The 20,467-nt window shown below is 64.3% G+C and carries 16 protein-coding genes; 14 read left to right on the top strand and 2 right to left on the bottom strand.

Annotation, left to right across the window (positions count from 1 at the left end):
• Positions 1 to 12 precede the first annotated feature (12 nt).
• The 3 genes from LB533_RS05775 to LB533_RS05785 all read left to right on the top strand — a co-directional run bounded on the left by LB533_RS05775 (position 13) and on the right by LB533_RS05785 (position 2,933).
• Entirely contained in the window at positions 13 to 999 is a 987-nt protein-coding gene (locus tag LB533_RS05775; protein WP_140638604.1) for an ABC transporter permease, read from the top strand.
• Positions 1,000 to 1,002: 3 nt separating this feature from the next.
• Positions 1,003 to 1,794 (top strand): ATP-binding cassette domain-containing protein, encoded by a 792-nt coding sequence (locus LB533_RS05780; protein WP_140497927.1) that lies wholly within the window; start codon positions 1,003 to 1,005, stop codon positions 1,792 to 1,794.
• Positions 1,795 to 1,910: 116 nt separating this feature from the next.
• Positions 1,911 to 2,933, top strand: a complete 1,023-nt coding sequence (locus LB533_RS05785) for a LacI family DNA-binding transcriptional regulator (RefSeq protein ID WP_140638603.1) — start codon at positions 1,911 to 1,913, stop codon at positions 2,931 to 2,933.
• 337 nt (positions 2,934 to 3,270) lie between these two features.
• Here LB533_RS05785 and LB533_RS05790 read toward each other — a convergent pair whose 3' ends face one another.
• Positions 3,271 to 3,864, bottom strand: a complete 594-nt coding sequence (locus LB533_RS05790) for a TetR/AcrR family transcriptional regulator (protein WP_140497923.1) — start codon at positions 3,862 to 3,864, stop codon at positions 3,271 to 3,273.
• 246 nt (positions 3,865 to 4,110) lie between these two features.
• Here LB533_RS05790 and LB533_RS05795 point away from each other — a divergent pair, with 246 nt between their 5' ends.
• The 10 genes from LB533_RS05795 to LB533_RS05840 all read left to right on the top strand — a co-directional run bounded on the left by LB533_RS05795 (position 4,111) and on the right by LB533_RS05840 (position 17,725).
• Entirely contained in the window at positions 4,111 to 4,359 is a 249-nt protein-coding gene (locus tag LB533_RS05795) for a hypothetical protein (RefSeq protein ID WP_140638602.1), read from the top strand.
• Positions 4,353 to 7,529, top strand: coding sequence for an efflux RND transporter permease subunit (locus LB533_RS05800; RefSeq protein WP_140638824.1), 3,177 nt, complete (start codon positions 4,353 to 4,355; stop codon positions 7,527 to 7,529). Before LB533_RS05795 ends, LB533_RS05800 begins: the two co-directional genes overlap by 7 nt.
• A 15-nt stretch (positions 7,530 to 7,544) precedes the next feature.
• A complete protein-coding gene (locus LB533_RS05805; protein WP_140638601.1) occupies positions 7,545 to 8,699 on the top strand; it encodes an efflux RND transporter periplasmic adaptor subunit in 1,155 nt (384 codons plus the stop codon).
• A 177-nt stretch (positions 8,700 to 8,876) separates the two neighbouring features.
• Complete coding sequence (locus LB533_RS05810) at positions 8,877 to 9,569, top strand: GntR family transcriptional regulator (protein WP_140638600.1); 693 nt, start codon at positions 8,877 to 8,879, stop codon at positions 9,567 to 9,569.
• 29 nt (positions 9,570 to 9,598) lie between these two features.
• The gene (locus LB533_RS05815; protein WP_140638599.1) at positions 9,599 to 10,705 is read left to right on the top strand and encodes a mandelate racemase/muconate lactonizing enzyme family protein; all 1,107 of its coding nucleotides are present in this window, start codon (positions 9,599 to 9,601) and stop codon (positions 10,703 to 10,705) included.
• Complete coding sequence (locus LB533_RS05820) at positions 10,702 to 11,886, top strand: mandelate racemase/muconate lactonizing enzyme family protein (protein WP_140638598.1); 1,185 nt, start codon at positions 10,702 to 10,704, stop codon at positions 11,884 to 11,886. Before LB533_RS05815 ends, LB533_RS05820 begins: the two co-directional genes overlap by 4 nt.
• A gap of 231 nt (positions 11,887 to 12,117) precedes the next feature.
• Positions 12,118 to 13,782 carry an ABC transporter substrate-binding protein gene (locus LB533_RS05825; protein WP_140638597.1) on the top strand — a complete coding sequence of 555 codons (1,665 nt, stop codon included), beginning with the start codon at positions 12,118 to 12,120 and terminating at the stop codon, positions 13,780 to 13,782.
• Positions 13,783 to 13,852: 70 nt separating this feature from the next.
• The gene (locus LB533_RS05830) at positions 13,853 to 14,806 is read left to right on the top strand and encodes an ABC transporter permease (protein ID WP_140498118.1); all 954 of its coding nucleotides are present in this window, start codon (positions 13,853 to 13,855) and stop codon (positions 14,804 to 14,806) included.
• The gene (locus LB533_RS05835; RefSeq protein ID WP_224676854.1) at positions 14,803 to 15,681 is read left to right on the top strand and encodes an ABC transporter permease; all 879 of its coding nucleotides are present in this window, start codon (positions 14,803 to 14,805) and stop codon (positions 15,679 to 15,681) included. The genes LB533_RS05830 and LB533_RS05835 overlap by 4 nt, the downstream gene beginning before the upstream one ends.
• Positions 15,674 to 17,725, top strand: a complete 2,052-nt coding sequence (locus tag LB533_RS05840; protein WP_224676855.1) for an ABC transporter ATP-binding protein — start codon at positions 15,674 to 15,676, stop codon at positions 17,723 to 17,725. Before LB533_RS05835 ends, LB533_RS05840 begins: the two co-directional genes overlap by 8 nt.
• 21 nt (positions 17,726 to 17,746) lie before the next feature.
• Here LB533_RS05840 and LB533_RS05845 read toward each other — a convergent pair whose 3' ends face one another.
• Entirely contained in the window at positions 17,747 to 18,649 is a 903-nt protein-coding gene (locus tag LB533_RS05845) for a LysR family transcriptional regulator (RefSeq protein ID WP_224676856.1), read from the bottom strand.
• 113 nt (positions 18,650 to 18,762) lie between these two features.
• Between LB533_RS05845 and LB533_RS05850 the strand changes: the two genes are divergently transcribed.
• The gene (locus LB533_RS05850; RefSeq protein ID WP_224676857.1) at positions 18,763 to 20,418 is read left to right on the top strand and encodes an ABC transporter substrate-binding protein; all 1,656 of its coding nucleotides are present in this window, start codon (positions 18,763 to 18,765) and stop codon (positions 20,416 to 20,418) included.
• The last annotated feature ends 49 nt before the right edge of the window (positions 20,419 to 20,467 follow it).

The raw sequence follows: 20,467 nt of genomic DNA on the forward strand, positions 1-20,467 counted from the left end.
CGCGGGTTACACGTGGAAAATCGTTCGCTTGTCCAAGGCCTGATCGCGCGGCCGGAATTCGGCCCCTTCGTGCTGCTCGTCGTCGAGATCGCCGTCTTCTGGGGTTTCAACCACGACTTCCTGTCACCCCAGAACATCTCCAACACGCTGGCCTTCACGGTCGAGCTCGGGCTGATCGCGCTGGCGATGACGTTGCTGATGACGTCGGGCGAATTCGATCTTTCCGTCGGCTCCCTGTTCGGCTTCTCGCCCGTGCTGATGTGGACGCTGTTCAACAGCGGCCTCACCTCGCTGGAGATGGGCTTCATTGTCGCGCTGCTGGTCGCCGCCTTCATCGGCCTGGTCAACGGCTGGTTCGTCACGCAGCTCAAGATCCCCTCCTTCCTGGTCACGCTCGGCATGCTCCTGGTGGTGCGCGGCACCGCGCTGTTCGTCACCGACGGCTTTCCGCAGCGCACCTGGAGCGCGGAAGGCAGTTGGCTGGCCGAGGCGCTGGTCGGCGATTTCTTCATCGGCCCGTTCCGCATCTACATGTCGCTGTTCTGGTTCATCGCCGCGGCCATCGCGCTCGGCTATGTGCTGACGCAAAGCCGCACCGGCAACTGGATCCAGGCCGCCGGGGGCAACCCCAACGCGGCAAGGGCGCGCGGCGTCAATGTCAGCCGCGTCAAGATCGGCCTGTTCGTGCTGTCCTCGGTCATGGCCTCGCTTGCCGGCGTCATCTCCTCGCTGCGCACCTCGGCGGCCAACCCCAACAGCGGCACCGGCTACGAACTCGAGGTCATTGCGATGGTGGTGATCGGCGGCACGGCGCTGACGGGTGGGCGCGGCACCATCATCGGCACCGTGCTCGGCATCCTTATCCTGCGCGTCATGCGCAACGGCATCGTGCTGATCGGCGTGCCCGGCCTTGCCTACAACATCTTCATCGGCGCGATCATCCTTGGCATGATGGCGCTTCATTCATGGCTGGAACGCCGGCATCAGGCAGGGACGTGAACCATGGCCGAGCCACTGATCCGCATGCAGAACATCCGCAAGTCCTACGGGCGCGTGCAGGCGCTGGTGGATGCCAATTTCCATGTCAACGAGCGCGAGATCGTCGGCCTGCTCGGCGACAATGGCGCCGGCAAGTCGACGCTGATCAAGGTGCTGTCGGGCGCGGTGCCGCTGACCAGCGGCGACATCTTCATCCGCGGCAAGAAGGTGAACCTGCGCAACACCAGCGACGCCATCGCCAACGGCATAGAGACCATCTACCAGGACTCGGCGCTGGTCACGCAGCTGTCGATCGCGCGCAATCTGTTCCTCGGACGCGAGCCGATCAAGCCGCCGCGCTTCCTCAACCGCATGGACCAGGAGGCGATGAACACGGTCGCGCGCGACCTGCTCAAGCAGGTCGGCATTTCCAAGAACATTCCGCCGACCACGCCGATCGGCTCGCTCTCCGGCGGCGAGCGCCAGGCGGTGGCGATCGCGCGCGCCATGCATTTCGACAGCGATCTCATCATCCTCGACGAACCGACCAACAATCTCGGCGTCGCCGAAACCCAGGGCGTGCTGAGCTTTGTGCGCAGCGCGCGCGATTCCGGCCATTCCTGCATCTTCATCGCGCACAACATCCACCATGTCTTCCAGGTGGTGGACCGCATCGTCGTCATGCGGCGCGGCAAGGTGGTGGCCGGCGACATCGACCCCAAGACGACCAGCGTGGCGGAGGTTGAACGCGTCATCACCGGCATGTCGGACAAGGAGATCCGCGACGCCATCGCCGATGGCAAGGGATCGCATTGAGGACGAGGGGAAACATCCTGGCGAAACAGCAGAATGGGCGTCCGGGCGATGGGCGCGATCAGTGCCGCTCAGATCGCCCGTCTGGCGTGCTATCGCACCGGCAATAGGGTTGCGGCATGAAAGCCACCGTCTCTGACATCGCCAGGAACTGCGAACTGTCGACGGCGACGGTCGACAGGGTGCTCAACAACCGCAAGGGGGTCAGCGCGGCCAACCGGCAGCGCGTCATGGAGGCCGCCAAGCAGCTCGGCTATCTGCCGGTCGCAGACCAGGTAACGCTTCCCTCGAGGCCCGCAAACCTGGAATTCTTCCTGCCGATCGGCAGCAACGCCTTCATGCAGGATCTGGCCAGGCATATCGAGGATTATACCTCGCGCCTGCCGCTCGTTGCCTCGTGCCGGATCCACAACCTCGCCGGAATCTCGCCGAACGCTTTGCAGACCGCCGTCGAAAACCTGTCGCTGAAAGCCAACGGCGTCGGCGTCATCGCCGTCGATCACCCCAGGACGCGCAACATCCTGCGCGACATCGTCGAGGCCGGCATTCGCCTGGTGACGCTGGTGTCCGATATTCCGGCAGCACCCCGCTCGGCCTATGTCGGCATAGACAACCGGGTGGCGGGACGGACCGCCGCACTCCTGATGGGGCGCTTTCTCGGCGACCGCGAGGGCCAGCTGGCGATGGTGGTCGGCTCGCGCTCCTATCGCGGCCATGAGGAACGCGAGATGGGTTTCCGTTCCGTGCTCGGCGAGGAGTTCCCCAACCTGAGCGTCAGCAGCGCCGTCGAGATCAACGACGAGCCCGATGCCAGCTATGCCGAAACCATGAAGGCGCTGCGCAACGAGCCGGAACTGCTCGGCATCTATTGCATTGGAGCTGGACGCTCCGGCGTTGCCAAAGCCATCCGGGAGGCCAGGCCCAACCGCAAGCCGGTATTCATCTGTCACGACCTGACGAGGGAAACGCGCGGCTATCTCGTCGACGATCTAGCCGACGTCGTCATCGACCAGAATGCCAGGCTGATCGCCGAGCAATCGGTCATCCGCCTGCTTGGCTCGATCGCGTCATCGGCACCTTACCTGACGCGGAAATTTATCGAGCCGCGGCTGATCTTCCGGGAAAACGTCCCGGTGCAGTGACGCGGGCCGCGAGGTCTTCCGGTCACGGTGTTCGCGAGCGATACGGCGAATCTGCACAGCTGCTATGCACGATTCATGATTGCCGAATCATTGGGCAACTCATAGCTTCTGGTTGTCGGCCATCTACTCCTCCCAGATGCGATGCCGGCGATGAGTGGGGTGCACCTCCTCCCGCACCACATTCGAAATCGAGCCCGCTGCCACCTCCTCCCGGCAGCGGGCTTTTTTATTGCATGCCGGACATTTCCGGGAACGGCAGGGAATTCTCGCAGGATCAAAAGGGACTGCAAACCGGAAGCGCACGCGCTGTCCGGCGCCCATGAGCCTTGCCGATGGATCAGCCCGCGGCGGCTCCGCCCCTGAAGGACTGGATCAACCCTTCCGCCATGCGCACCAATTGCGCGCTGGGGCCTTCGGTGCCAACAGTCTGCACGCTCACGCGCGCGCCTTCGCACAGCAACGAAAGCGTATCGGCCAGAAGTTCGGCCTGGCCTATGCCGGCGCCCCGGCAGAGCGCTACCAGGCGCTCGCGCTGGGCTTCCTTGAGCTCCTTGATCACGCGCCTGGCCGGATGGTCGGGCTCAGTCAGCTCAACCGCGGCGTTGGCCATGTCGCAGCCCCGGCAATCGGCCGTAAGCATCTCGGCCGCCTTGCGAACCCAGGCATGCAGTTGCGCGAGCTTGTCGCCCGGATGCTCGGCTTCGAATGCGTCCCACATCGCGCCGGCCTTTGATGCGGTGGCGCGCAGGCATTCGATGATCAGATCGTCCTTGGATTCGAAATGACGGTAGAGCGTCATCTTGTTCGTGCCGGCAGCCTCGGTGATGGCGTCGACGCCGACGCCCTTGATGCCGTGCTTGTGGAACATGTCGCGCGCCGTCTCCAGGATCCGATCCCGGGGACGAGGACGCTCCACGACGCCGTCTGTCATCATTGATCTCCTTTCGTTTCCAAAAATCCCTCGGTCACCTCTTGACTAGGGTGTTACCGGTCTGTAACTTCCAGAATGTTACTTACTGGTAACACCTATGGCGCCCGCCGTCAATAACAAGACCGTGATCTGGTCCGGCCAGATCGGGGCGGGCGAAAAATTGCATTTCATGCGGCTCCGGCCGGTGAAGAGATGAAAAACGGTTCGCGAGCATGGGCTGCGAATCGACAGACAAGGAGCCGGCCAATGCCACAGCGCCGCGATCTTACCATAGATGAAGCCATCCGGGATCCGATGATCCGGCTGGTCATGAAAGCCGACGGGGTCGATCCGCGCGCTTTCGAAACAATGCTGCGCACGCTTGCCGGTTCGCAGCACGGCGAGGTGCCGTTGCTCCGTTCGTCGGAAGAGTTCGGACGCGGCCTGAGGCTGTCCAGGGTTGCCACTGCCTTCGGCAGGGCAAGAGCAGCCGGAGAGGCGTGCGTGTCGTGGTAAATTTCTTCATTCACCGCCCGATCTTCGCCTCGGCGATCGCCATCATCATGGTGCTCGCCGGGACGATTTGCTATTTCCTGCTGCCCGTCTCGCAGTTTCCCGACATCACACCGCCGCAGGTCGTGGTCAGCGCCCACTATCCGGGAGCCAGCGCGCAGGTGGTCGCCGACACGGTGACGACGCCGCTGGAGCAGCAGATCAACGGCGTGCAAGGCATGACCTACATGTCGTCGACCAGCTCCAACGACGGTTCCTCTACGATCACCATCACCTTCGATGTCGGCTATTCCCTGAGCACCGCCGCCGTCGACGTCCAGAACCGCGTCTCGCAGGCGGCCTCGTCGCTGCCGGCGATCGTCAATCAGGGCGGCGTGACGATCAAGAAGCAGAATCCGAACTTTGTCCTCATCGTCAACCTCACCTCGCCCGACGGCTCCGTCGATCCGGTGGCGCTGTCGAACCTTGCCTATCTGCAAGTGGTCGACCCGCTGAAGCGGCTGCCCGGTGTCGGCGACGTGCAGATCTTCGGCGAGCGGCGCTATTCGATGCGCGTCTGGCTCGACCCGGACAAGCTCGCCAATCTCGGCATCACCGCCGTCGACGTCCAGAACGCCATTGCCGAGCAGAACGTCCAGGTGGCCGCCGGCAAGATCGGCCAGTCTCCGGCGCCTGCCGGCACCGCTTTCGAGATGCAGGTCAATGCCGTCGGCCGGTTGAGCGATCCAAAGGAGTTCGGCGACATCGTCGTGCGCGCCAACACCACCACCGGCTCGCTGGTGCGGCTGCGCGACGTCGCCCGCATCGAGCTCGGCGCCCTGCAATATTCGTCCTCGGCCTTCTTCGGCAAGGACCCGACCGTGGTACTCGCCGTCTATCAGATGCCCGGCTCCAACGCGCTCGATCTGCAGCAGCGCGTAAAGGACAAGATGCAAGAGCTGTCCGCCCGCTTCCCCAAGGGCGTCAGCTATGCCATGCACTACGACACGACGCGCTTCGTCTCGGCCTCCATGCATGACGTGCTGATCACGCTTGGCGAGGCTCTGGTTCTCGTCGTTGCCGTGGTGTTCATCTTCCTGCAAAGCTGGCGCACCACAATCATTCCGACGATCGCCATTCCTGTGTCGCTGGTGGCGACGCTGGTCGTCATGGAGATGATGGGCTTCTCGCTCAACATGCTCTCCCTGCTCGGCATGGTGCTGGCGATCGGCCTTGTCGTCGACGACGCTATCGTGGTGGTCGAGAATGTCGAACGACAGCTCGAGGCCGGGCTGAAACCGTTGGCGGCGACGAAAGCCGCCATGGCCGAGGTCACCGGTCCGATCATCGCCACCACAGCCGTGCTGATGGCCGTCTTCGTGCCGGTCGCCTTCATCCCCGGCGTTTCGGGACGGCTCTACAACCAGTTCGCGCTGACGGTGGCGATCTCGGTCGGCATTTCCGCCTTCAATTCGCTGACCCTGAGCCCAGCGCTGAGCGCCGCCTTCCTGCGCCATCGCCAAGGCACGCAATTCGTGCTGTTCCGCTGGTTCAATTCGGGCTTCGACAGGCTGTCGCATGCCTATGCCAATGGCGTGCGCATCCTCATCCGTTTGCGCTGGATCATGCTCGGCCTGTTCGCGGCCGGACTGGTCGCCACCTATTTCGTCTGGGCGAAGCTTCCCTCGACCTTCCTTCCGGTCGAGGACCAGGGCTATTTCTTCGTCGTCATCCAGTTGCCCGACGGCGCTTCGCTGGAACGCACCGACGCGGTGGCGCAGAAGGCGCGCGACATCCTGCAATCGACGCCCGGCGTCGACATCGTCGGCTCGATCAGTGGCCTGAACTTCCTGACCAGTGCGGCGCAGTCGAATTCCGCGGTCGAATTCGCCATCCTGAAGCCGTGGGAGGAGCGTGGTCCCGACCAGAGCGCTTCCAAGCTCGTCGCCGACGTGCGCGGCAAGCTGATGCAGATCCCGGAGGCGTTTGCGCTCTCCTTCGATCCGCCGTCGATCCCGGGTATCGGCACCACGGGCGGCTTCGAATTCGTCGTCGAGGATCTTACCGGCCGCGGCAGCACCGCGCTCAACGACGCAACGCAAGCCGTGATCGCCGAGGCCCGCAAGCAGCCGGAAATCAACCCGCAGCAGCTTTTCTCACCTTTCTCGACCTCGACGCCGCAGTTCAACTACGACCTCGACCGCGCCAAGGCGAAGCTGCTTGGACTCAACCTGCCAGACGTCTTCAACACATTGCAGATCTATCTCGGCTCGCTTTATGTGAACGACTTCAACCTGTTCGGCCGCACCTTCCGGGTGACCATCCAGGCCGACAAGGATGCACGCGCGGGTGCGGCCGACATTTCGCGGCTCTATGTGCGCAATGCCTCGGGCGGCATGGTGCCGCTCAGCACGCTGGGCAAGCTGGTGCCCTTCGTCGGCCCGGAAACCGTGCCGCACTACAACAACAACGCCTCGGCTACGATCAATGGCGGCGCCGCACCCGGCTTTTCCTCGGGTCAGGCGGTCGCCGCCATGGAACGTGCCGCCGCCACGGCTCTGCCAAGGGATTTCGGCTTCGAATGGACCGGCATCACCTTCCAGGAGCTCAAGGCGGGATCGATCGCGTCGGTCGTCTTCGGCCTCGCCATCGTCTTCGTCTTCCTGATCCTGGCGGCGCAATATGAGAGCTGGGCGATGCCGTTCATGGTGCTGCTGGCAGTGCCGCTCGCCTTGTTCGGCGCGTTCGTGGTGCTGTGGGTGCGCGGCATGCAGATCGACGTCTACTCGCAGATCGGCTTCGTCATGCTGATCGGCCTGGCGGCGAAGAACGCCATCCTGATCGTCGAGTTCGCACGGCGACGGCGCGAAGAGGGCCTCAGCATCGTCGAAGCGGCGATGGAAGCGGCACGGCTGAGGCTGCGGCCGATCCTGATGACGGCCTTCGCCTTCATCCTGGGCGTGCTGCCGCTGATGTTCGCGACCGGCGCCGGTGCTGCCAGCCGTCAATCGATCGGCACCACCGTCTTCGGCGGCATGGTGGCGGCGACCATCCTGTCGCTGGTGTTCGTGCCGGTCTTCTATGCGGTCATCGAACAGCTGCGCGAACGGCGCGGCGGTGAAGAGCCCGCTCTCCTGCATTCCGAACCAACTGCCGAACCCGCCTTGCCGCCCATGGCGCAAGCGGCCGAATAAGATTGGAGACTGAACATGCGTAAATGGAAAATCGCTTTGGGCGCCGCTGTCGCGCTGGGTGCAATCTCGGTGGCGAGCGTTCACCTGCTCGATATGGGCAGCCTCAGCCTCAATGCCGGCACGGCTGGAGCGGCGACGCCCGCTCCCGCGGCATTCGTCATGCCGGTGCCGGTGACCAACGTGGTGAAGAAGACGATCCCGATCTATCTCGACTATGCCGCCCGCACCGAACCGATCCGCAGCGTCACGCTGCAGGCCAGAGTGCCGGGCTACCTGGAAGAGCAGGCCGCCGAAGACGGCGCCGACGTCAAGAAAGGCGACCTCCTCTACAGGATCGCGCCGCAGGATTTCCAGGCGGCGCTCGACCAGGCGAAAGCGCAGGTGCAGCGCGACACCGCGACGCTCGACTATGCGCGCTCCAATCTCGGCCGCGGCACCGAGCTCGCCAAGAGCGGCTATCTGGCCAAGGACAGCTTCGACCAGCGCACCAGCACTCTGCGCGAGGCGCAGGCGTCGCTGGCGCTCAACCAGGCGGCGGTCCGCACGGCCGAGCTCAATCTGAGCTATTCGGAGATCCGCGCTCCCTTCGCCGGCCGCATCGGCCGTAACCAGGCCTCGATCGGCACGCTGGTCAGCGTCGCCGGCACGGTGCTCAACACGCTGGTGCAGCTCGACCCGATCTATGTAACCTTCAATCCGAGCGAGAGCGATCTGGCGCAGATCGAGGAAGCTCGCGCCGCCGGCCCGATCGAGGTCGAGGTGCTGCTCCCGGGCGAGACCGAAGCCCATCAGAAGGGCGAACTCACCTTCATCGACAACACGATCGACCATTCGACCGGCACCATCACCGCGCGTGCCACCATCGGCAACGCCAAGTTCGCGCTGCTGCCTGGCCAATATGTTCGCGTCCGGCTGCACGTCAAACAGCAGCCTGATGCGCTGATGGTTCCGCAGGTCGCACTGGGTTCGAGCCAACTCGGCAAATATCTTTACGTCGTCGGCAAGGGCAACACCGTCGACCAGCGGCTGGTTTCGACCGGGCCGACCAACGGCGACCTGGTGGCCATCCTGAGCGGAGTGACGGAAGGCGACCAGGTGATAACAGGCAATCTGCAGAAGATCGGCCCTGGAATGCCGATTTCGCCACTGCCACAGAAACCGGCCACCTGACTCCCCCGCAGGCCCGGTTTCAGCGCGGCGCCCCGGCCTTCCCACAGGTCGCGGGCGCCGCTTTTGGGAGCAGTTCCGCCCGACCGGTACCGGCGATGCGAAAAAAGCCGCAAAAGCTCTTGTTAGATTGTCGACAACCTGCTTGTCTTGCCCCTGGGTTTCGTCGGGAGTGGCCGGATGGCAAGGGCGGATTTCAGTCCAATCGCGGATACGACGCGCCGCGCGGAGATCGTGGCGCTTCTGCGACGGGCAATCCTGACCGGCCAGTTGGAGCCGGGCCAGAAGCTCAACGAGCTGCGGATTTCCGAGCAGATGCGCGTCAGCCGCGCACCTTTGCGCGAAGCGATGCGCGAGCTGGTGCAGGAAGGTATCCTGACCAGCATCCCCTATGCCGGCACCTTCGTCATTAATGTCACCGCCAAGGACATCGACGATGTCTACTCGCTCAACAAGGTGCTCGACGAATTCGCCATCGAGCGGACATGGGAGCTGCGCGACCGGCGCTTTTTCGATGAGCTCGACCGGCGCCACGAGGCGGTGAAGCAGGCGACGCGCGACCGCGACACCACAAGGCAGATCGAAACCGCGCTGCAACTGCATGGCCTGATTCACGAATGGGCCGACAATTCCGTTCTTTTGGAAACATGGCAGCGGCTGACCAGCCGGTTGCAGATGTATTTCGCCCTACACCAGCAGGCACGCAACGAAGCCGTGCCCGCCGAGGACGTTCACGAAACCTACGTGCGGCTGCTCAAGGGCAACGACATGCGTGCTGCCCAACGCCACGCCCGCGAACATATCGACCAAGATTTCCAAGAGCTTCTTGCCTACGCGCGCGCTCTCGAACGGCGCCCGCCGAAAGGCGCCTGATCCTTCCCCAGCGGACAACGGACATCAACGTGCAGATCGCAACCATCAAAGCCTACCATGTCGTGCAGCCCTTCGTGGACGGCCCCTATCGCATGTCCAAGGGGCGCGTCGCCGACGCCTTCGACGCAGTGATCGTCGCCATCACCTCGGACGATGGCATCACCGGGTGGGGCGAGATGGCGCCGCTCGGCAATTTCTATTCGGCCGCCTTTCCGGCGGGCGCCCGTGCCGGCGTTATGGAGATCGCCCCGCATCTCATCGGCCAGGACCCGCGCGGCCTCGCCGGCGTCGGCCGGCTGATGGACACCGTCTTCAAAGGGCATCCCTACATCAAGTCGGCGCTCGACATGGCCTGCTGGGATCTCGCCGCGCGCGCGGCCGACGTGCCGCTGGTGACGATGCTGGGCGGCAAGGAGAGCGATACGGCCGAGCTTTACAAGGTCGTCACCCATGGCAGCGTCGATGCCATGGCTGCACTTGCGAAGCGCATCGTCCAGGACGGCTTCCACCGGCTGCAGGTCAAGGTCGGGGGCAACGTCCGCGACGACATCGAACGCGTCACGGCGGTCGCCGCCTCAGTGCCGAAAGACACTGTCATCTTCTGCGACGCCAATGCCGGCTGGACGCCCTACCAGGCGCGCCAGTTCGCCGATGCGACGCGCTCCATCGATTACACATTCGAGCAACCCTGCACGACGATCGAGGAAAACATGTCGGTGCGCCGCATGCTCGACAAGCCGATGGTGCTCGACGAATCCGTCACCTCGCTCGAGGAGATGCTGGAAATTCATCGCCGAGGCGCGGCCGACGGGCTGACGCTGAAGATCTCGCGGCTCGGCGGCGTCGGCAGGACCCGGCTGATCCGCGATGTCGCCGTCGACCTCGGCTTCATGATCACCGTCGAGGACACTGGGGGCGCCGAGATCGACACGGCGGCCATGGCGCATCTGTCGCTGTCGACGCCGCAGGAGCGCCGCCTGCACGCCATCGCCTTCCACGAATGGGTGACGGTGCGCACGGCGTCGAACAAGCCGCCGGTCACCGGCAGCCGCATGGGCGTTCCGGATGGTCCGGGCCTCGGCATCGACGTCGTCCCGGATCTTCTCGGCAAGCCCTTCTTCGAGGTCGGCCGGTGAAAATTCGCGGCATCAAGGCGACGCCGACCAACCTCAGGCTCGAGGCGCCTTATGTGTGGGTGTTCGGTGAACTCGACGGCTTCTCGCCGACCATTGTCGAAGTGGAGACCGAAGATGGCCTGATCGGCCTCGGCGAAGCACCGACACCGGCAGCAGCCGCGATCGTCAACGACATCCTGGCACCGCGGCTCGTGGGCCGCGACGCCTTCGACATCGCGGGCGCCGAGCATGTCTGCCTCCCCTACTGGACCGGCGTGCAGTCGATCAACGACCGCACCCGCATCATGGCCTTCGGCGCGATCGAGATGGCGCTCTGGGACCTGCGCGGCAAGGCGTGGAACCAGCCGCTCTACCAATTGCTGGGCGGGGCCGTGCGCAAGGAGATCCCGTTCACCGATTACTTTTCGCTGCGCGGCGACGGGCCAAGGGTGAAAGGCGAGACGACGCCGGAGGAAGTCGCGGACTACTGCGTCGAGCTTCATGAGACGCACGGAACGACCTTCTTCGAAGGGAAGTTCTCGACGCAGGATCCAAAAATCTCGCTGAAGATGATCGAATTGATCCGCAGGAAGCTCGGCGACGATGCGATGATCCGCATCGATTCCAACCAGGCCTATTCGCTCAGCACCGCCCGGCGACTGGCGCGGCCGCTGGAAGAGCTTAGCGTGCGCAATTGGGAGGATCCAGTGGCGACGATCGAGGAGATGCGCGAACTCAGGCGCCATTGCTCGATCCCGTTCTCGACCCACAACATCGACATCGCCCGCGCCATGGATCTCAAAGTGCCCGACGCCTTCGTCGGCAATCCGACGGCGCATGGCGGCATCGGCCGCATGCTGCGCTTCGTCGGCGCCTGCGAGCACGCCGGCATCGATTTCTGGTGCTACAGCGGCGACAGCGGCATCGGCAGCGCCGCCTACCTGCATCTGTGCGCGGCACTCGGCTGGATACGCGAACCGAACCAGTCGCTGTTTCGCATGCAACCGACCGACATCACCGAGGAAGGACCGCTTTGCCCGAGGAATAATGTCGTGCCTGTGCCGGAGGGACCCGGTCTCGGCATCACATTGTCGCGAGAACGGCTCGCTGCCTGCCATCGCGACTTCGCCGAGAACGGACCCTGCAACAAATATCACGATCCGGCAAAGCCCGGAGCTTACCGTCGCTTGCCGCTGAACTAGATGGGCGGGCGGCCAAAACAGAAGAAGCCAGCCGCCGCGATCCTGGTCGGAAAGGGTGGCCACGGACCAGAGGAAGCAGTGCAGCCCAGAAACCGGCACGTCCACGCCAAGGACTGGATGGACCGGACAAAACCGCGTGCTACAGTCCCGGTCTACCGGCCTCTGGCGACCGGAAACGGTTTAGTCGCGAATTTTCGTCAACCATAAGAAACAGGGGAAAGGGTCAAACCCATGAGCAAGAATTATCGCATTCTCGACCTCATCCGGCGCAATCGGTCGCCGCTCGAAAATCATCTCATCGACGGTCTCGTCGACGGCCGTGTCAGCCGCCGCGACTTCATCCGCCATGGCAGCCTGCTCGGCTTGTCGCTGCCACTGCTGGGCGGCATCACCACGGCCGCGGGCCTCGGTGCCATGCCGTCGCTCGCCCGGGCGCAAGGCGCGCCAGGCGCAACGATCCGCGTCGCAAGCAGCGTGCCGGCGGCGACGATCGACCCTGTCACCGTCGCCGATGCAGGCGGCCTGCTGATCATGCAGCAGGTCGCGGAGTTCCTCTGCGTCGACGGCCCCGATCTCGTGCTCCAGCCGGCACTGGCTGAAAGCTGGAAGCCGAACGACAACGGCTCGGTGTGGACTTTCAAGCTGCGCAAGGGCGTGAAATTCCACTCAGGCGGCGAGATGAAAGCCGACGACGTGGTGGCCAGCATCGACCGGATCGCCGACCCGGCCAACTCGTCCAACGCACTGTCGGTGTTCACCGGCATCCTGTCGAAGGGCGCCAGCAAGAAGGTCGACGACTACACGGTGGAATTCCACCTCGACGCCCCGAACGGCAACTTTCCCTACATGGTGTCATCAGACAATTACAACGCCGTCATCGTGCCGGCGAGCTACAAGGGCGACTACGAAAAGAGCTTCGACGGCACCGGGCCGTTCAAGATCGACAAATACACGCCGAAGGTCGGCGCTTCCTTCGTCCGCAACGAAGGCTACTGGGGCGAGAAGGCGCTGCCGGAACGCACCGAATTCACCTTCTTTGCCGACATGCAGCCAATGATCCTGGCGCTGCAGGGCGGGCAGGTCGACATCATCAACCAGATGCCCGTCCTGTCTGGCGTGGCGCTGCTCAACGACCCCAACATCGACATCATCAGCCTGAAATCGTCGGCGCACCAGCAACTGCACCTGCGCTGCGACGACGGGCCGATGAAGGATGCGCGCGTGCGCCGCGCCATCGCACTCAGCCTGGATCGCGACAAGCTGGTCGCGGGCCTGATGAAGGGGCGCGCCGTGGCTGGCAACGACAGCCCGTTCGCCCCGGTTTATCCCTCGACCGATGCGAGCGTGCCGCAGCGCAAGCAGGACATCGCGCAGGCCAAGCAGCTCATGGAAGCGGCGGGCGCCGGCAAGGGCTTCAAGATGACGCTGACCACCGAGCGCTATCTCGAAATCCCCGAATACGCCCAGCTCATCCAGAACTGGGTCAAGGAAATCGGCATCGAGCTCGAGCTCAACATCCTCGACCAGAGCGCCTATTACGGCGACGCCGTGTTCGGCAAATCGAACTGGCTGGACTCGGAAATGGGCATCACCGACTACGGCCACCGCGGCGTGCCGAATGTCTATCTTGCCGCCCCGCTGAAGAGCGAAGGCACGTGGAACGCGGCGCACTTCAAGAACAAGGACTACGACGCGCTGGCGACCAGCTATATCGCGGCCCTCGATCTCGAAGCGCAGAAGGCGACGGCAGGCAAGATCCAGAAACTTCTGCTCGAGGAGACGCCGGTCATCTTCGGCTATTTCTACGACTATCTGACGGCGACGGCGAAGGGCGTGGCCGGCGTGCAGCCGACCGCGATGTCGCAGCTGTTCCTGGAAAAGGCGTCGAAGGCCTGAGCGGAAGGGAAAGCCAATCCTCTAACAGCCAGCTTCCTGACGGGAGCTGGCTACTCAGGGAGTGTTAGCCATTCTCTCCTTTCTTGTCCGGCGCGTCTCGCTTTCGCTCGTCACGCTGTTCCTGCTCAGCATCATGGTCTTCCTGGGCGGACAGGTGCTTCCCGGCAATGTCGGGCGCGCCATATTGGGGCCGTTCGCCGACCAGCGCGCCGTCGATGCGCTCAACCATTCGCTCGGCGTCGACCGGCCACTGCTTGCCCAGTACTGGAGCTGGATTTCAAACTTCGTCCAGGGCGACATGGGCACGTCCTACATCTTCCGCTCGCCGGTCGCCCCCTTCGTCATCGATGCCCTGGGAAATTCGATGAAGCTGGCGGCGGTCGCCTTCGTGCTGGTGGTGCCGATCGGCATCCTTGGCGGCGTCGTCGCAGCCCTTAATCTCAACCGGCCACTCGACCGCATCATCAGCCTTGGCGGCCTGTCGGTGACGGTGCTGCCGGAGTTCGTCACCGGCATCATCCTGATCCTGATCTTCGGCGTCTGGCTGCGCTGGCTGCCGATCTCGGCGGCATGGCCGCGCGATGCCGGTTTCTTCACGCAGCTTTACTACCTGATCCTGCCGGCGCTGCCGCTGTTCCTGGTGCTGTTCGGCTATATCGCGCGCATGGCGCGCTCCGGCATGATCGAGGCGCTCGATTCCGACTATACGCGAACCGCAGTGCTCAAGGGCCTGCCCTGGCGCACGGTGATCTGGCGCCATGTGCTGCGCAATGCGCTGCTGCCCACCATCACCGTCATTGCCACCCAGACCGGCTATCTCATCGGCGGCCTTGTGGTGATCGAGACGCTGTTCCGCTACCAGGGCATCGGCTCGCTGATCTTCACCGCCGCGCGCGGCAAGGATTTCCCGATGCTGGAATCGGGCATCCTGACCATCGGCATCGTCTATGCCGTGGCCACCCTTGTGGCCGACTTCCTCTATTCCGTGCTCAATCCACGCATCCGGCTGGGGTCAGAACAATGAGCGCCGTCCAGACCAGTCCCACCAGACAGGACGACACCCGCCAGCGCAGCCCCCTGACGGAGGTTTTGTCCTCGCTGCTTCGCTCCGGCACCTTCCTCGTCGGCATCACCATCGTGCTGTTCTGGGTCGCCTGTGCGCTGTTCGGCGAACATTTCGCGCCCTACGATCCGCTTGCAGACGATATCATCAACGCGCTGGCGCCGCCTTCGGCCGAACACTGGTTCGGCACCGACCAGATCGGCCGCGACGTCTTCTCGCGCGTCATCGTCGGCTCGCGCGACATCCTGACCGTGGCGCCGCTGGCGACATTGCTGGCGACGGTGGCCGGCACGGCGCTCGGGCTGCTCACCGGTTACTTCCGCGGCATCGTCGACGATGTCGTCAGCCGCATCCTGGAAGCATTCATGGCAATCCCGGTGGTGATCGTGGCGCTGCTCGCCATCGTGGCGCTCGGCACGTCCAAGACCACCGTCATCGTCGTCATCGGGCTGAGCTTCGCGCCGATCATCGCGCGCACCGTGCGCTCGGCGGTGCTGGCTGAGCGCGAGCTCGACTATGTCGCCGCCGCCCAGTTGCGGCATGAAACCGCGCTGCATACGATGTTCGTCGAGATCCTGCCCAACGTCATTCCGCCGATCCTGGTCGAAACCACCGTGCGGCTTGGCTACGCCATCTTCGCGGTCGCCACGCTCTCCTTCATGGGCTTCGGCATCCAGCCGCCGTCGCCGGACTGGGGGCTCTCGATCTCCAGCAATTACGGCATGATCGGCGGCGGCTTCTGGTGGACCGTGCTGTTCGACGCGCTCGCCATCGCCTCGCTGGTGATCGGCGTCAACCTGGCGGCCGACGGCGTGCATGGAGCGTTCAATGACTGAACCCGCCAAGGCCCGGAGGGCGAAGGCCCAGAACGCACTCGACCTCAACGACCTGTCGGTCGCCTATCGTGTTTCCGGCCGAAACCGGGCGGTGCTGCGCAATCTCAGCCTGACCATCGGCCAGGGCGAGGCCTATGGTTTGGTCGGCGAATCCGGCTGCGGCAAATCCACGGTCGCCCTTTCCGTCGTGCGCTACCTGCCGCGAAACGGTTCGATATCAGGCGGCGCGATCTCGCTCGACGGGCAGGACGTCATGAAGCTCGATGCCGAGGCGCTCAGAAAGATGCGAGCGGAAAGCGTCTCAATGGTCTACCAGGACCCCGGCAAGGCGCTGAACCCGTCGATCCGCATCGGTCGCCAGCTGACCGAGATCTTCGAGCTTGGCGGCAAAAAGGGGCAGGCGGCCGAGGATCGCGCAATCGCCATGCTCAACCGGGTGCGGATCTCCGATCCGGCCAGCGTCATGCAACGCTACCCGCACCAGCTTTCCGGCGGCATGCAGCAGCGCGTGGCGATCGCCATGGCGCTGGCCAACGATCCTTCGATGCTGATCCTGGATGAGCCGACCACCGGCCTCGACGCGACCGTCGAAGCCGAGGTGCTCGACCTGATCGCGCAGCTGCGGCAAGAGCTGTCGGCCTCGATCCTGTTCATCAGCCACAATCTCGCCGTCGTCTCCAACATGTGCGATCGCGTCGGCGTGCTCTATGCCGGCATGCTGGTCGAGGAAGGACCGACGGAGGCCGTCTTCAACGATCCTCGCCATCCCTATACGGTAGCGCTGCTGCGCTGCCTGCCGCGCGGCGGCCAGCGCAAGGACCAGGGCCGCCTCGACACAATTCCCGGTTTTTTGCCCGGCATCGGCGCCGACATCAAGGGCTGCCCCTTCGCCGACCGCTGCGCTCTCGCTACCGATCGCTGCCGCAACGAGTTGCCGCCGCTCTACGAGCTGGGCGGCCGGCTGTCGCGCTGCCACTATCACGAGAAGGCGCAATCCCTGCCGCGCGCGACGCCCAGCGACGCGGCCGCCGCGCCGAAAGCCGCAGCCGCGCCGGTATTGCGGGTCGCCGGGCTGAACAAGACCTTTGCCAGCCATGGCCATTCGCTGCGCGCGGTGAAGGACGTGTCACTCGATCTCAGGCCGGGCGAAACGCTCGGGCTGGTCGGCGAATCCGGCAGCGGCAAGACCACTTTCGCCAGGCTGCTGCTCGGCCTCGTGCCGCCCGACGACGGCGGCAGCATCGAGCTCGAGGGCAAGGCGCTGGCGCCGCGGCTTGGGGACCGCAGCGACGACCAGGTCAAGGCGATGCAGATCGTCTTCCAGAATCCGGACTCCGCACTCAACCGCTCGCATTCGATAAGGCATCTGATCGGCCGCGCTCTGAAGCGGCTGGCAGGCTTGAGCGGCAAGGCGCTGGAGGCGCGCCTGGACGACCTCGTCCGCTCGGTGCGGCTGACCGACCGGCATCTGGCCGTGAAGCCGCGCCAGCTGTCGGGAGGGCTGAAACAGCGCGTCGCCATAGCGCGCGCCTTCGCCGGCGATCCACGCATCGTCGTGTGCGACGAGCCGACCTCCGCACTCGACGTGTCGGTGCAGGCTGCGATCCTCAACCTGCTCGCCGATCTGCAAGCGAAGGAAGACGTCAGCTACATCTTCATCTCGCATGACCTTGGCGTGGTGCGCTACCTCTCAGACAAGATCGCCGTGCTCTATCTCGGCCGCATCATGGAGCTCGGCCCGTCGGAAGACGTTTTCTCCGGCCCGCATCATCCCTACACCGAAGCGCTGCTGTCGGCCGTGCCCAGGCTCGACCAGACCGAGACGGCACGCATCCGTCTCGACGGCGAAATCCCCAGTGCCACCAATCCGCCGCCGGGCTGTGTCTTCCACACGCGCTGCCCGCGCAAGATCGGCCCGATCTGCGAACAGCAGGAACCGCCACTGGCCGAGGCGCGCCCCGGACACTCGATCCGCTGCCATATTCCCTACGCGGAACTCGCCAGGCTGCAGAGGCCGGCAGCGGTCGATACCGAGCCGGCGTAGCCGACATACGGCCCCTGCCCTTCACGGATGGCCGGCCATGCTGAAGGACCGGTCGCCCTCGGCAAAACCCTGCTCGCCGGCCCAATCCCTCGTCAGCGCCCGCAATCCCGCCAAGGCCACGTCGAGCACATCCGACGACGCCGGATTGCTGGGATAGGCAAGATAGATCGGCCGCTGGAACACGGGCGTGTTCGCGACGCGTTTCATTTCGCCGCGCTCGATGTGGCCGCTGACGGCGCTGAGCGGCAGATAGGCGGCGGCTTGCTGCGACAGCACGTGCTGCAACCCGATGAAGACCAGGCCGGCCGAAATGGCCGGCTTGACCATGCCGGCAAACGCCCGATCATGCTCGATGCGGAATTCGAGCCCCCAGTCCATCAGTATGTAGTTCTCGGTCCATGGCTTCGTCTGGGCGGCGTGCTGAACAAGCACCACCTGATCGACGGCCAGAGTTTCGTAAACGATGCCAGGGTGCGGCCGCGGCAGATAGAGGATGCAGATGTCGAGCAGGCCTTCGGCCAGTTGGTCGATCGCCAGATCGGGAAAACTGCCCTCGAGCCGCAACGCCACGTTCGGTCGCTCGGCGCGCATCCATTCGACCCATGGCGAGGTGATGCGCTCCCACAGATAGGCGGGCGCGGTCAGCCGCAGCAGTGTTTCATAGCCATCGGGAACGGCGATGTCCTGCCTCGATTGCTCCCAGGTGCGGGTGATGGCGGACGCATGCGGCAGGAACTGGCGGCCGGCCGGCGTCAGCGTGATGCCGTCGCGGTCGCGGACGAAAAGCCGTCGCCCCAACTGCTCCTCCAGCACTCTTATCCGCGCACTGACGGTGGACTGGGCAAGGTTCAGCCGATGGGCCGCGACGGTGAAGCTGCCATGCTCGGCAATCTCCAGGAAACTGCGCAGGTTTTCGGTGTCCATGCCTTGGCTCCCGCATCGAAAATTCCGATGGCCCCTATCAAAAAATATCGCTTTCCGGTCGCGGTCAACGATGAACTAGATGCCTTGTCCCAAGATAAGCGAGGATTGCAGCCATGCCGAAGCATTTCGAGAGGATCCACATCGCCCGCCGGAATCTGACTGCAATCGAAAATTCCGCTGTCGACGAATTGCTGGCCGGCCGGCTCGACCGGCGCGATTTCCTGCGCCATGGCAGCGTTCTCGGCCTTTCGCTGCCGTTCTTGGGCAGCCTTGTCGCCGCTGCCGGCCTCGGCACGCAAAAGGCCCGCGCCGAAGGCAAGCCGGGCGGCACGGTGCGCGCCGGCGTGGCGACGCCAGGCGGGGCCATCGATCCCGTCACCTACTACGACAGCGGCAGCTACCAGCTGGTTTTCCAGACCGCCGAATTCCTCTGCGTCACACAGCCGGACCTCACGCTGAAGCCGGTGCTGGCGGAAAGCTGGTCGCCCAACGAGGACGGCAGCGTCTGGACGTTCAAGCTGCGCAAGGGCGTGAAATTCCACAATGGCGAGGACTTCAAGGCCGACGACGTCGTCGCGACCTTCGACCGGCTGGCCGACCCGGACGGGGCCTCGAACGCGCTTTCGGTGTTCAAGGGGCTGCTGTCGAAGGGCGGCACCCGCAAAGTCGACGACCACACCGTCGCCTTCCATCTCGACGTGCCGAACGGCAGCTTTCCCTATTCGGTATCGATCGACAACTACAATGCCGTGATCCTGCCGGCGAGCTACAAGGGCGATTACGAAAAGACCTTCGAAGGCACCGGCCCGTTCCGGCTGGAGACCTACACGCCGAAAGTCGGCGCGACCTTCATCCGCAACCCCGATTATTGGGGCGAGAAGGCGCTGCCCGACCGGCTCGAGTTCAAATTCTACGGCGATGTCCAGCCGCGCATCCTGGCGCTGCAGGCCGGCGAAGTGGACATTCTCGACGCCGTTCCGCTCGATGTCAGCCAGGTGGTGCTGAACAGCCCCGACATCACCGTGCTGCGCGTCGCCTCGACCGCGCACCGCCAGCTTCACATGCGCTGCGACATGGCGCCTTTCACCGACAAGCGCGTGCGCCAGGCGCTGGCGCTGTGCATCGACCGTTCCAAGCTGGTGGATGGGCTGTGCCGCGGCATGGCGGCGATCGGCAATGACAGCCCGTTTGCGCCGGCCTTCCCCGCGACCGACAGAACGGTGCCGCAGCGCGCCCAGGACATCGCCAAGGCCAAGCAGCTTATGGAGGCCGCGGGCCTCGGCAGCGGCTTCGACATCACGCTGACGACGCTGCGCTATTCCGATATTCCCGGCTACGCGCAGTTGTTCCAGAACTTCGCCAAGGAGATCGGCGCGCGCGTCTCGCTCAACATCGAGGACCAGGACAAATATTACGGCAAGGCGGTGTTCGGTCAATCGGACTGGCTGGACAGCCCGCTCGGCATCACCGACTACGCCCATCGCAGCGTGCCGAACGTGTTCCTGAAAAGCCCGCTGGTCAGCGACGGTCCGTGGAACGCGGCGCATTTCAAGAGCCCAGCCTATGACGGCATGGTCACTTCCTATCTCAAGGCGCTCGACATCGGCGCGCAGCGCGCGGCGGCGTCAGACATCCAGAAGCTGCTGCTCGACGAGACGCCCGTTATCTTCAGCTATTTCCCCGACCTCCTAGTGCCGGTGCGCAAGAATGTCAGCGGGCTGCCGCCGATCGCTGCCGGCCTGCTGCTCGACCGGGTGTCGCTGGGATAGAGGCTGGATGGACAATTTCTGCTTTCGGGCGGCGAGGCTATCCGCCAGC

The organism is Mesorhizobium sp. BR1-1-13, assembly GCF_020165515.1.
In the GTDB taxonomy this organism is placed as follows: Bacteria; Pseudomonadota; Alphaproteobacteria; order Rhizobiales; family Rhizobiaceae; genus Mesorhizobium.

What these genes read in the sequence shown, in the direction of transcription:
- LB533_RS05795 (WP_140638602.1), top strand. Translation starts at nt 4,111, where the DNA reads ATGCCACAGCGCCGCGATCTTACCATAGATGAAGCCATCCGGGATCCG.
- LB533_RS05845 (WP_224676856.1), bottom strand. Translation starts at nt 18,649, where the DNA reads ATGGACACCGAAAACCTGCGCAGTTTCCTGGAGATTGCCGAGCATGGC.
- LB533_RS05785 (WP_140638603.1), top strand. Translation starts at nt 1,911, where the DNA reads ATGAAAGCCACCGTCTCTGACATCGCCAGGAACTGCGAACTGTCGACG.
- LB533_RS05825 (WP_140638597.1), top strand. Translation starts at nt 12,118, where the DNA reads ATGAGCAAGAATTATCGCATTCTCGACCTCATCCGGCGCAATCGGTCG.
- LB533_RS05835 (WP_224676854.1), top strand. Translation starts at nt 14,803, where the DNA reads ATGAGCGCCGTCCAGACCAGTCCCACCAGACAGGACGACACCCGCCAG.
- LB533_RS05840 (WP_224676855.1), top strand. Translation starts at nt 15,674, where the DNA reads ATGACTGAACCCGCCAAGGCCCGGAGGGCGAAGGCCCAGAACGCACTC.
- LB533_RS05850 (WP_224676857.1), top strand. Translation starts at nt 18,763, where the DNA reads ATGCCGAAGCATTTCGAGAGGATCCACATCGCCCGCCGGAATCTGACT.
- LB533_RS05810 (WP_140638600.1), top strand. Translation starts at nt 8,877, where the DNA reads ATGGCAAGGGCGGATTTCAGTCCAATCGCGGATACGACGCGCCGCGCG.
- LB533_RS05805 (WP_140638601.1), top strand. Translation starts at nt 7,545, where the DNA reads ATGCGTAAATGGAAAATCGCTTTGGGCGCCGCTGTCGCGCTGGGTGCA.
- LB533_RS05780 (WP_140497927.1), top strand. Translation starts at nt 1,003, where the DNA reads ATGGCCGAGCCACTGATCCGCATGCAGAACATCCGCAAGTCCTACGGG.
- LB533_RS05790 (WP_140497923.1), bottom strand. Translation starts at nt 3,864, where the DNA reads ATGACAGACGGCGTCGTGGAGCGTCCTCGTCCCCGGGATCGGATCCTG.